The organism is Campylobacter concisus (assembly GCF_002165815.1).
In the GTDB taxonomy this organism is placed as follows: Bacteria; Campylobacterota; Campylobacteria; order Campylobacterales; family Campylobacteraceae; genus Campylobacter_A; species Campylobacter_A concisus_BH.
Map to the genome: position 1 here is coordinate 45,643 of NZ_NDYN01000011.1, position 10,973 is coordinate 56,615.

The following is a 10,973-nucleotide window of genomic DNA, read 5'->3' on the forward strand; positions in this document are numbered from 1 at the left end:
TTTGCGTGCAGAAAATTTTATAGCATTTTTTACGGTTTGTGGATTTTTCATAGGCATAGTTTTTACCTTGCTAAAGGTGAGCGAGCCTATCGAAATGCTCGTTTATACGCTAGTTATTACTTTATTTTTTTACCTTATAATTCACATCGTGATAATGAACTACGTCGATGTAAAAAGGACTTTGAAGAAATTTTTTGACAAGCAAAGACATGAGGAGATCGCGGACTACCTCATCTCTGAGCTAAACGTTAGGGAAAAACGGATGGAAAATATCATGCTAAAAGTAACCACCGAAAATTTAGACTCTGGTAAGCAAAATGTACGAACTAAAGCAAAAGCAGCTTAACGCTTATAAAAGCACCATTAAAAAAGAGCAAGACGAGATCGTCTTAAAATACATGCCAGCTCTGCGTGCAATGGCGTTTAGACTAAAGGAGCGCTTGCCTTCAAGCATCGACGTAAATGATCTTATAAGCGTTGGCGTTGAGGAGATGATAAAGCTTAGCAGGAAGTATGACAAAGAGCAAAACGACTCATTCTGGGGATATGGTAAAAAGAGAATTTATGGCTCGATGCTTGACTACCTTAGAGCGCTTGATGTCGTTAGTAGAAGCGACAGAAAGCTAGTAAAGAGCATAAATATCGAGATAGATAACTACTTTAACACACACGAAGAAGAGCCAAGCGACGAGTATCTGGCTGAAAAGCTAAATGAAGATATCGAAAAGATAAGAGAGGCAAGGGGTGTTAGTGGCATCATCACCATTTTGCCAATAGACGAGCAAATGGAGCTAATCGGTCAAAGCGATGTTGAAAAAAGCGTAGAAAAAGAGGATCTTATCTTAAAGATCGAAAGTGCGCTAAAAGACTTTGATGAGCGTGATCAGATGATCGTTCAGCTTTACTACTACGAAGAGCTAAATTTAAAAGAGATCAGCGAGATAATGAACATCAGCGAGAGTAGAATTTCACAAATTCATAAACGTTTGCTTGATCGCATCAGACGCAGCTTGGGGGTTTAATGGCTGATATTTTAAGTCAAGAAGAGATAGATGCGCTACTTGAAGTCGTCGATGAAGACGGCGATACGAGCAATATCGAGATAGAAGAGAGCCCACAAGGCGAGCAAAAGCAGATCATTATCTATGACTTCAAACGCCCAAACCGCGTCAGTAAAGAGCAGCTCCGTGCGATAAAAGGCATCCACGACAAGCTTGCTAGAAATTTAGCTAGTCAAATTTCAAGTGTCATGAGAAGTATCGTCGAACTTAGGCTTCACAGCGTCGATCAGATGACATATGGCGAGTTTTTGATGAGCTTGCCAAGCCCAACTAGCTTTAACGTCTTTTCTATTAAGCCACTTGATGGAAACTGCATCCTAGAGATAAATCCAAGCATAGCATTTCCTATGATAGACCGCTTACTTGGCGGAACTGGTGAAAATTTCGAGGCAAACAGGGAGTTAACTGACATCGAGGTAAATTTACTCGATGCGGTGCTTAGGATGATCATGCAGCGCCTAAAAGAGAGCTGGTCGATGATAACTGATATGTATCCAAATGTCGAGGCAAAAGAGAGTAGTCCAAACGTCGTGCAGATCGTCTCTCAAAACGAGATCGTCATCATGGTTGTCATGGAGATCATCGTTGGTGGCTCAAGCGGCATGATAAATTTATGCTATCCAGTCATCTACCTAGAGCCGATCCTATCGCGCCTTGCAAACAGGGACATCATGCTTGGCGAAACTAGCGCTAAAAAGAGTAGAAACAAAGAGCTAAAAACTCTAATAGGCCGTGCTGAGGTGCTTTATGAGGCGATCCTTGGTAAATCAATCGTTAGCGTAAATGAGTTTTTAAATTTAAAAGAGGGCGATATCTTAAGGCTTGATAGAGGCGCTGATGATAAGGCGATCGTTTGCATCGATAAAAAAGAGGTATTTTTGGCTGAAGTTGGACTTCATAGATTTAGAAAGTCTATCAAGATCGAGCAGCTAATCCGCTCTGACAAAGACGAGATCAAACACATCCTAGAAAAATACGAAGAAGAGCGAAAAGCAAAACTAATGGCATACGACGAGGCCAACGAACACAACAACGAAGAAGAGAGCGAAGATAATGACGAATGAATTTTTTAACATCTTTTCAAATGAGTTAAAAGCGACCATTGAAGGGCTAACTGGCAGAGCGCCAGAGATCGGCGAGAGAAACGAATTTGACGCGCCAGCGCAAAATGGCATAAAACCGCCAGTTGTCATGGCTAGCGTGACATTAAGTGGCGACATCAATGCAAAAGCTGAGATCGCATGCACGCCAGTGCTCATAAGCGCAGTTAGTGAGTGGATGATGGGCGAAGAAGAAATTTCAAAGAATGAAAACCTAGGCAGCGACGAGCTTGACGCTGCAAAAGAGATATTTTCAAACCTTTTTAGCGCTTTTAGCACCTCTCTTGGAGCACAAAAAGGCATGCCAAAGATCAGCTTTGAGGTAATAAATGTAAATTTCTTAGATGAAAACTCATCGCTTGATTTTAGTGTTTTTGAAAAGCTTTTTTTGTTTAACATAAAGATCGAGGATCTAAATGAGCACGTGGCTTTTGTCTGCGATCACACGCTTATGAGATTTTTTGAGCCAGCTAAAAGTGAGCCAGCAGATGCTGCAAAAGCTGCAGCCGCTCCTCATGCATTAAAGGGCGAATTTAGTGCAGAAGAGATGAGAAATATCGGCCTTATCATGGACGTAAGGCTACCAATGCGCGTTCGTATCGGCTCAAAAAGGATGCTCTTAAAAGATGTGCTCACTATGGATATAGGCTCAGTCATCGAGCTAAATCAACTCGCAAACGACCCGCTTGAAATTTTGATAGGAGATAAGGTGATAGCCCTTGGCGAAGTTGTCATCATAGACGGTAACTTTGGCATCCAGATCACTCAGATAGGCTCAAAACGCGAGAGGCTTCAGCAGTTAAAATAATGAATGAATTAGTAAATGACCTCTTAAAATTTCCAAGCGTTTTAAAGTATAAAAACAAAAATGTAACCTTCTTTGGCTCGGCTAGATTTGATGAAGAAAATTTCTACTGCAAAAAGGCATACGAGCTAGCTTACAAGCTAAATGAGCTAGGTTTTGCTATCTTAACTGGCGGGGGAGATGGCATAATGAGAGCAGCAAATAAGGGTGCATTTGACAGCGCAAAGTCCCCTAGTGTTGCACTAAACGTGAGGCTTCCATTTGAGCAGCAAACAAATCCATATGTCACCGCAAAATATCTCTTTTCAAATTTAAGCCCAAGAAAATTTGCCCTAACTGATAGCTCTATCGCATTTGTCGTCTTTCCTGGTGGATTTGGCACGCTTGATGAGCTATTTGAAATTTTGGTACTTGCTCATGTTGGCAGCAAAAAAGTGAAAATTTTTCTTTATGGATGCGAGTTTTGGCAAGGGCTTGATGAGTTTATACGAAAGACGCTGATCCCTCAAAAAACGATAAACGAAGAAGATCTAAATTTATATAAAATCACCGATGATATAGAGCTTATCGTAAGTGAAATTTTGGCTATTTAAAAATAAGATATAAAATATCGCCTTTAAATTTAAAAAAGGTAAAAATATGAAAATAATGGTTGCAATGAGCGGTGGCGTAGATAGCACGATGACGGCTAAATTTCTGCAAGAGGCTGGACATGAGGTGCAAGGCTGCTACATGATGCTTCATCAAAAGCCAGGATATCACGAAGAAAACATCAGAAAAGTCAAAAAAGTGGGCGAATATCTTGGCATCAAGGTGCATATCCTTGACCTGCAGGATAAATTTAACGAATATGTCTATGATCCATTTGTCAGGCTTTATAAAGAGGGCAAAACGCCCAATCCTTGCGCCTTGTGTAATAAATTTATAAAGCTTGGTGCGCTACTTGACTTTGCAAAGGCAAATGGCTGCGAGAAGCTTGCTACTGGGCACTACGTGCAGGTGGTTAATGGTTTTATAACCTGCGCCAAAGATCCTAGCAAGGATCAAAGCTACTTTTTAGCTCAGGTGCCAAAAGAGGTGCTAAAAGATGTCATTTTCCCGCTTGGGGATAAATTTAAAAAAGATATCAAAGAGCTAGCAAGAGGCGTAAAAGTGCTTGAAGAGTTCGCTACTCAGGCAGAAAGTAGTGAAATTTGCTTTGTTGAAAATACCTACATCGAGGTTTTAAACAAGCACTACAATACAAATTTGCCAGGCAACGTGGTCGATAAAGATGGCAATATCATCGGCCGCCATCAAGGCTACATGCACTACACTATCGGCAAACGCCGTGGCTTTGAGGTTTTTGGCGCTCATGAGCCACACTTTGTTATCAAGATAAACGCTGATAAAAACGAGATCGTTGTCGGCACGAAGGACGACCTTGCTCAAAAGGTGGTAGAGCTTGAAAACGTAAATTTATTTATAGATAAAGATAAATTTGAGTGCGAAACCAAGATAAGGTATAGAAGCCCTAAACTTGAGGCTTTTGTAGAGGTTGATAAAGCTAGCAAAACCGCAAAGCTAACGCTAAATCAAAATGCACTTGGCGTAGCGCAAGGTCAGCTTTGCGTGATGTATGATGGTGATCGTGTCATCGCAAGTGGCTTTATAAAGAACTAAGCGCCTCTTTTATCACCTTAACGTGGCTAAATTCTGGCTCTTTGACAGCAGTTAGAAGCGCCACGTTTTTATACTCTTTTTCTAGCTTCTTAAGCTCTTTTAGCCCCTCTTGCTCCTCTTTGCCATTTAGCTCTTGCCTAAATCTTTTGCAAAACTCATCAAACCTAGCCTCCTTATCCTCATGAAACCATGACCTTAGCTCGTTTGATGGAGTGACTGATTTTAGCCAGATGAAGCTAGAAAAGATCTCTTTTTTCACGCCTCTAGGATATAGTCTATCGATAAAGACACCTTTAAAACTCTCGTCGTCGCTTTTAATAAAGTCGTAAATTCTACATATCTTAAACATGTTTGTTATCTTAGTCCTCATAAATTTATAAATATAAAATGGTTTAAAAATTTGGTGTAAATTTTGCCTTTTGGAGTATAAAATTTGGCTAAAATTAGTTGGTAAATAAATTTAAATTTAAAGCTCATTTTGATAAAATCCCAACATAAAAATCACTAAAAAAGGTTACTATTATGAGAGGCTATAAAATTTTCTCAGGCACCGCAAACATCGAGCTTTCGAAGAAAATTTCGCAATATTTGTCGCTTCCGCTCAGTGAAGCTAGCATAAAAAGATTTAGCGATGGTGAGATCAGCGTGCAAATCGGCGAAAGCGTGCGTGGAAAAGATGTTTTTGTCATCCAGCCAACATGCGCCCCAGCAAATATAAATTTAATGGAGCTTCTTATCTTAACTGACGCTTTAAAACGCAGTAGCGCAAGCTCTATAACAGCGATCGTACCGTATTTTGGCTACGCTAGACAAGATAGAAAAGCGGCTCCTAGAGTGCCTATCACTGCAAAACTAGTGGCAAATATGATGCAAACGGCAGGCATCGACAGAGTCGTTACTATGGACCTTCACGCAGGACAAATTCAAGGATTTTTTGACATCCCGGTAGATAACCTTTATGGTAGCATTGTCTTTAACGACTACGTAAAAGCTAAAAATTTACCAAACCCAGTCGTCGCAAGCCCAGATGTAGGCGGCGTAGCTCGTGCTAGAGCCTTGGCGAAAAATCTAAATTTGCTAGATATGGTCATCGTTGATAAACGCCGCGAGAAAGCAAACGAGAGCGAAGTGATGAACGTGATCGGCGATGTGAAAGGCAAAGATGTGATCTTGGTCGATGATATGATCGACACTGCTGGCACAATCGTAAAAGCGGCTGAAATTTTCAAAGAGCGTGGCGCAACGAGCGTAATGGCGTTTTGTACGCACCCAGTGCTTAGCGGACCAGCCTATGATAGGCTAAAACTTGGCTTTTTAGACGAGCTAGTGGTGACTGATACGATCCCATTAAAAGAAGAACTCCCTTGTATAAAAGTGCTAAGCACAGCCTCACTATTTGGCGAAGTGATACGCCGTGTTTATCACAACGAAAGCGTAAATAGCTTGTTTTAGTAACCATTGCAGGCTAGAGCTCTAGCCTGCTAAATTTATCCATTTTAGCTAGTTGATATTTATCTTTTGGGTTAAATTTCTAGCCCAAAAGACTTAAATGCCTGCTTGTGACAAGCTTAAATTTAAAGCCAAATAAACAAAAATCACAATGAAATCTCGCCGCTAAATTTCTACATGCTAGCTACTAAAATTTAAATAAGCCGTAATTAAGGTGCAGTGCCGATCAGATCCGCGTGGGAGCTGCGACAAATGCCGTCAGGATCGCACAAAAATGGATCACGATGCAGGAGTAGTTTGCATTAAAATTAATTGCGATTTTGCACCTAAATTTTAAGGAAAAAACTATAAAATACCCCCTTTTTAAATTTCACAAAAAGGGTTTTTATTGCGTAAAATATTCGAGAGAATTTTGCTTGCAAGCAACAGTTTCACGCTTTTTCCAGTAGTCTTTGGACTTTTAGGTGCGATCGTGCTTTTCATCATCGCAAGTTATGATGTCGGCAAGGTGCTTTTAGAGGTTTATAAATATTTCTTCGCTGCAGATTTTCACGTTGAAAATTTCCACTCAGAGGTCGTTGGCGAGATAGTTGGAGCGATCGATCTTTACTTGATGGCGCTTGTTCTTTATATATTTAGCTTCGGAATTTACGAGCTTTTCATCTCAGAGATCACACAGCTAAAGCAGTCAAAGCAGAGCAAGGTGCTTGAAGTGCATTCGCTTGATGAGTTAAAAGACAAGCTTGGCAAAGTGATCGTCATGGTCTTAATCGTAAATTTCTTCCAAAGAGTGCTTCATGCAAACTTCACAACACCGCTTGAGATGGCCTATCTTGCAGCTTCTATCCTAGCGCTTTGCCTTGGACTTTACTTCCTTCACAAGGGAGATCACTAAAATTTTAAGCGTTTTTACGCTTAAAATTTCTCCTACATCTTTTCTTTAGCTATTTTTAGATAATATCCATTTAAAAATTTAAAGGAAATTTGATGATTTTCATAGACGCTTGCCTTAAAAAACCGACCCCATATACGCCTGTTTGGATGATGCGCCAAGCTGGTAGATATCTGCCAGAATATATGGCTGTAAGAGCTAAAGCAGGGGATTTTTTGTCACTTTGCAAAGACTATAAAAAGGCTAGCGAGGTCACGCTTCAGCCAGTTGAAATCCTAGGTGTTGATGCGGCGATTTTGTTTAGCGATATCCTTGTCGTACCTCTTGAAATGGGCATGGATCTGCGCTTTGAAAAGGGCGAGGGGCCAGTTTTTACAAAGCCTTTGCGTGATGAGGCCGCACTTGATGCACTTAGCATCGAAAGATCGGTTAAAGGCTTAGCATACGTCTATGATACGATCAAGCTTACAAGAGAAAATTTAGCCAAAGATAAGGCGCTCATTGGCTTTTGTGGTGCGCCATGGACGATAGCTACATATATGATAGAGGGTGGTGGCAGCAAAAACTATGCGATCTGCAAAAAGATGCTCTATGAAAATCCAGAATTTTTACATCAAATTTTAGAAAAAGTGACGCAAGCGCTTATCCTTTACGTCAAAGAGCAGATAAAAGCTGGCGTAAATGCGGTGCAAATTTTTGACAGCTGGGCGGCTGCGCTTGAGGAGCAGGCATATTTTGAGTTTGGATTTAGCTATATAAATAAGATAGTTGATAGCGTAAAGGCCGAATTTCCAGAGATCCCAGTCATAGTTTTCCCAAAAGGTATAAGCGGATATTTAGATAAAATTTCAGGAAATTTTGACGTTTTTGGAGTTGATTGGAGCACGCCGATCGAGCTAGTAAAAGAAAAACTTAGCCCAAGATACGTCCTTCAGGGCAACATGGAGCCAACAAGGCTATATAGCAAAAAGGCGATCGATGAGGGCGTGGATAAAATTTTAAGCACGATGAAAGGCGCACCGCATATCTTTAACCTTGGTCATGGGATCTTGCCTGATGTGCCAGTTGAAAACGCAAAATATTTCATAAAAGAGGTTCAAAGAAAAAGTGCAAGATAGCACTGTTGTCTTTGGGCCGATAAATTCTCGCCGTTTTGGCATGAGCCTTGGCATCGATCTAAGCCCAAAGCAAAAATCATGCAATTTTGACTGCGTTTATTGCGAGTTAAAGGGCGCGAAGCCGGTTGAAGAGATAGAAAATCCACCAAGTGTTAATGAAATCATAAGCGCTTTAAAAGAAGCCTTAAAAGTTCATCAAAACATCGATGTCATCACGCTTACAGCAAATGGCGAGCCAACTCTTTATCCGCACTTAAAAGAGCTGATAGTAAAAGTAAATGAGCTAAAGGGCGAGGCAAAAACTCTTATCTTAAGCAATGGCTCAGGTGTGAGTGATCAAAAAATTTGTGAAGCCTTGCAAGGGCTTGATATAGTGAAATTTAGCCTTGATAGCGCCGTGCAAAGCACATTTAAAAAGATAGACCGCAACAAAAGTGGCATAGAAGTAAATGAACTTATAAAAGCAATGGCTAAATTTCGCAAGGAATTTAAGGGTGAGCTTGTGCTTGAAATTTTGGTCGTAGCTGGATTTAACGACAAAGAAGAGGAATTTATAGCGCTTAATAAGGCTATAAACGAGATAGCTCCGCACCGAGTGGATGTGGGCACGATAGATCGCCCGCCAGCTTACAACGTAAAAGGCGTTGATGCTAGCAGGCTTGAAGAGCTAGCAAGCAAGATAAACGGCGTGCCAGTTACCATAGCTAGGGCTCACAAGATAGAGCAAAAGTATGAATTTAGCAAGAGTGAAATTTTAGCCATGCTAGAGCGCCGTCCGCAAACTACGGCAAATGTAGAAGAAAATTTCTCAGAGCACTCAAAGCAAATTTTAAACAAGCTCTTACAAGATGGCGCGGTTTATCAAACTGACGTTGCTGGCGTTAAATTTTATAAATTAAGATGATAGATGAAGCGAATTTTAACTATACAAGACATCTCGTGCGTGGGTAAATGCTCGCTCACTGTCGCACTTCCCATAATTAGTGCCCAAGGCATCGAGGCGTGCATCTTGCCAACGGCACTGCTCTCAACTCACACTGGCTTTAAAAATTTCACTTTTCGTGATCTAACTGATGAATTTGACGCTATAACGCAGGTTTGGCACAAAGAGGGCATCAGTTTTGATGGAATTTACACTGGATTTTTAGGTAGTTTTAGGCAGCTTGAGCTTATAGAAAAGGTCTTTGCTGAATTTGATAGCGGCTCTTTGCTAAGGCTTGTGGATCCTTGCATGGGTGATAATGGTAAGCTTTATCACGGCTTTGATGGGAAATTTGTGGCAAAGATGAGGGAACTTTGCAAAAAGGCTCACGTCATCACGCCAAACATAACTGAGGCAAGTTTTATGTGCGGCAAGCCATTTTTAAGCAAGGGATACGGCGAGGATTACATTTTGGAGCTGCTTGATGGCTTGGCTAGTTTTGGTGCACGAAAGATCGTTTTAAAGGGCATTAGATACAAGCAAAATGAGTGTGGCATCATAGCATATGACGCAAAGACGAAAGAAAAAGTGGAGTACTTTCACGAATATTTGCCATTTCATGCAAGTGGCACTGGAGATATCTTCGCTTCAGTGCTTTTTGGCTCGCTCATAAATGGCGAAAGCATACAAAATACTATCAAAAAGGCAGCAAATTTTGTGCTTGAGAGCATCAAGATCACACTAAAAGATGATAATCGCACAAGATATGGTGTGCAGTTTGAAAAATTGCTTAGAAATTTTTAGCACTTTATGACAAGGAGTGATTTAAATTTGTGTCATTATAACCCATCAAAGTGACATAGTTAAAACAAAATTTCAGATTTATTTAAATTAATTTTACTTTTATATAAAAAGTTGAATAATTACGCAAATATTGATCAAGGAGTGATTTATGAAGTCTTTAAGGATTAAAATTTCTGTTATTTTGACAGCTGTGATCGTGCTGCTACTAATCGGCGTTAGCCTCATTAGTTACAACATAGCTCGCAATCTATATACAGAAAAAGTTGTGAAAGATGAGCTACCACTAGCTGTCTCTAACGTTGCAGGTGAGATCGGCTATGCCATAGACAAGATCATCAACACCTCTTATCAGATGACCAAAAACGACTATCTTCTCAAATGGATCGACGAGGGGGAGCCAAAGGACGGATTAGCAACGCTTTTTAACTACAACACCGACCTTATGAAGGCGTTTAACCTCTCAACGGCGATGTTTGTCTCTGATAAAACTCTAAACTATTACACAAACGACAAAATTTTAAAGCAACTTAGCAAGGATAATCCACGCGATAGCTGGTACTTTGACGTTAAAAATGGCAAAGAGGTAAATTCTCTAAACATCCAAGTCTCAGAAGCTACTGGCTCGCTAACACTTTATGTAAATAGCAAGGTTGAAAAAGACGGCAAATTTTATGGCGTCAGCGCGATAGGCATGAACCTTGATGACATCGTAAATTTAGTCACTTCAAAAACCATGGGCGAGGGCAGTAAATTTTTAATGGTTGATTCAAGTGGCATTGTAAAGATAGAAAAGAGCGACAGGGTCGGCAAAGTAAATGTAAAAGATGTCCTTGGCAAAGAGAAATTTGATGTTTTAATGAATAAAAATGGCGGCGTCATCCGTCACTTTAACGGCACGAGAAATTTGATAATTGGCTCAAAATATATCCCAAGCCTTGATTGGTACCTATTTGGCGAGATGGACGAGGATGTGCTTTTAAAAGATTTGCATACGCTATTTTACTCAGCTATCGGCGTTATCTTAGCAGCGATCATTATCTCTGTGATAGTTTCACTTCTAATGTCGTCTTACCTCCTAAAAATCATCCTCAAACTAAAAACAGGCCTACTATCTTTCTTTGATCTACTAAATCACAAGACAAACAAAGCCCAGCCTATAG

At 40.4% G+C, this 10,973-nt stretch carries 13 protein-coding genes and 1 pseudogene; 13 read left to right on the forward strand and 1 reads right to left on the reverse strand.

From position 1 onward, the window contains the following. Nucleotide 1: 1 nt before the first annotated feature. The 6 genes from B9N65_RS10260 to mnmA are packed head-to-tail and all read left to right on the forward strand — an operon-like array spanning nucleotide 2 to nucleotide 4,628. Entirely contained in the window at nucleotides 2–346 is a 345-nt protein-coding gene (locus B9N65_RS10260) for a hypothetical protein (protein ID WP_012140116.1), read from the forward strand. Beyond that, nucleotides 318–1,022 (forward strand): RNA polymerase sigma factor FliA, encoded by a 705-nt coding sequence (locus B9N65_RS10265; RefSeq protein ID WP_087583759.1) that lies wholly within the window; start codon nucleotides 318–320, stop codon nucleotides 1,020–1,022. The genes B9N65_RS10260 and B9N65_RS10265 overlap by 29 nt, the downstream gene beginning before the upstream one ends. Then, nucleotides 1,022–2,125, forward strand: a complete 1,104-nt coding sequence (fliM, locus tag B9N65_RS10270) for a flagellar motor switch protein FliM (RefSeq protein WP_012140115.1) — start codon at nucleotides 1,022–1,024, stop codon at nucleotides 2,123–2,125. Before B9N65_RS10265 ends, fliM begins: the two co-directional genes overlap by 1 nt. After that, nucleotides 2,115–2,969, forward strand: a complete 855-nt coding sequence (gene fliY, locus B9N65_RS10275; protein ID WP_021090090.1) for a flagellar motor switch protein FliY — start codon at nucleotides 2,115–2,117, stop codon at nucleotides 2,967–2,969. The genes fliM and fliY overlap by 11 nt, the downstream gene beginning before the upstream one ends. Continuing rightward, nucleotides 2,969–3,559 (forward strand): TIGR00730 family Rossman fold protein, encoded by a 591-nt coding sequence (locus B9N65_RS10280; protein WP_087583760.1) that lies wholly within the window; start codon nucleotides 2,969–2,971, stop codon nucleotides 3,557–3,559. The genes fliY and B9N65_RS10280 overlap by 1 nt, the downstream gene beginning before the upstream one ends. A 16-nt stretch (nucleotides 3,560–3,575) precedes the next feature. Beyond that, complete coding sequence (gene mnmA / locus B9N65_RS10285; protein ID WP_257640056.1) at nucleotides 3,576–4,628, forward strand: tRNA 2-thiouridine(34) synthase MnmA; 1,053 nt, start codon at nucleotides 3,576–3,578, stop codon at nucleotides 4,626–4,628. Here the strand turns inward: mnmA and B9N65_RS10290 are convergent. Next, nucleotides 4,615–4,977, reverse strand: coding sequence for a DUF488 domain-containing protein (locus B9N65_RS10290; RefSeq protein WP_009294214.1), 363 nt, complete (start codon nucleotides 4,975–4,977; stop codon nucleotides 4,615–4,617). The two genes, mnmA and B9N65_RS10290, sit on opposite strands and share 14 nt — an antisense overlap. 173 nt (nucleotides 4,978–5,150) lie before the next feature. On the opposite strand from B9N65_RS10290, the gene B9N65_RS10295 reads away from it, so the two are divergent. The 7 genes and pseudogenes from B9N65_RS10295 to B9N65_RS10320 form a co-directional block, all read left to right on the forward strand. Continuing rightward, complete coding sequence (locus tag B9N65_RS10295; protein ID WP_021084389.1) at nucleotides 5,151–6,080, forward strand: ribose-phosphate pyrophosphokinase; 930 nt, start codon at nucleotides 5,151–5,153, stop codon at nucleotides 6,078–6,080. A gap of 206 nt (nucleotides 6,081–6,286) precedes the next feature. Next, nucleotides 6,287–6,373, forward strand: a pseudogene (locus B9N65_RS11325) (hypothetical protein); the annotation flags it as partial. A gap of 92 nt (nucleotides 6,374–6,465) precedes the next feature. Beyond that, nucleotides 6,466–6,972: a YqhA family protein gene (locus B9N65_RS10300; RefSeq protein ID WP_021087398.1), complete on the forward strand. Its 507-nt coding sequence runs from the start codon at nucleotides 6,466–6,468 to the stop codon at nucleotides 6,970–6,972. A 92-nt stretch (nucleotides 6,973–7,064) separates the two neighbouring features. Next, entirely contained in the window at nucleotides 7,065–8,087 is a 1,023-nt protein-coding gene (gene hemE / locus B9N65_RS10305; protein WP_087583762.1) for a uroporphyrinogen decarboxylase, read from the forward strand. After that, entirely contained in the window at nucleotides 8,077–8,991 is a 915-nt protein-coding gene (locus B9N65_RS10310) for a radical SAM protein (protein ID WP_087583763.1), read from the forward strand. Before hemE ends, B9N65_RS10310 begins: the two co-directional genes overlap by 11 nt. A gap of 3 nt (nucleotides 8,992–8,994) precedes the next feature. After that, complete coding sequence (locus tag B9N65_RS10315; protein WP_087583764.1) at nucleotides 8,995–9,813, forward strand: pyridoxamine kinase; 819 nt, start codon at nucleotides 8,995–8,997, stop codon at nucleotides 9,811–9,813. A gap of 148 nt (nucleotides 9,814–9,961) precedes the next feature. Beyond that, the coding region (locus B9N65_RS10320) for a cache domain-containing protein (protein WP_141083848.1) at nucleotides 9,962–10,973 on the forward strand (1,012 nt) is incomplete at its 3' end.

What these genes read in the sequence shown, in the direction of transcription:
- fliM (WP_012140115.1), top strand. Translation starts at nt 1,022, where the DNA reads ATGGCTGATATTTTAAGTCAAGAAGAGATAGATGCGCTACTTGAAGTC.
- B9N65_RS10265 (WP_087583759.1), top strand. Translation starts at nt 318, where the DNA reads ATGTACGAACTAAAGCAAAAGCAGCTTAACGCTTATAAAAGCACCATT.
- B9N65_RS10295 (WP_021084389.1), top strand. Translation starts at nt 5,151, where the DNA reads ATGAGAGGCTATAAAATTTTCTCAGGCACCGCAAACATCGAGCTTTCG.
- B9N65_RS10315 (WP_087583764.1), top strand. Translation starts at nt 8,995, where the DNA reads ATGAAGCGAATTTTAACTATACAAGACATCTCGTGCGTGGGTAAATGC.
- B9N65_RS10280 (WP_087583760.1), top strand. Translation starts at nt 2,969, where the DNA reads ATGAATGAATTAGTAAATGACCTCTTAAAATTTCCAAGCGTTTTAAAG.
- B9N65_RS10290 (WP_009294214.1), bottom strand. Translation starts at nt 4,977, where the DNA reads ATGTTTAAGATATGTAGAATTTACGACTTTATTAAAAGCGACGACGAG.
- fliY (WP_021090090.1), top strand. Translation starts at nt 2,115, where the DNA reads ATGACGAATGAATTTTTTAACATCTTTTCAAATGAGTTAAAAGCGACC.
- hemE (WP_087583762.1), top strand. Translation starts at nt 7,065, where the DNA reads ATGATTTTCATAGACGCTTGCCTTAAAAAACCGACCCCATATACGCCT.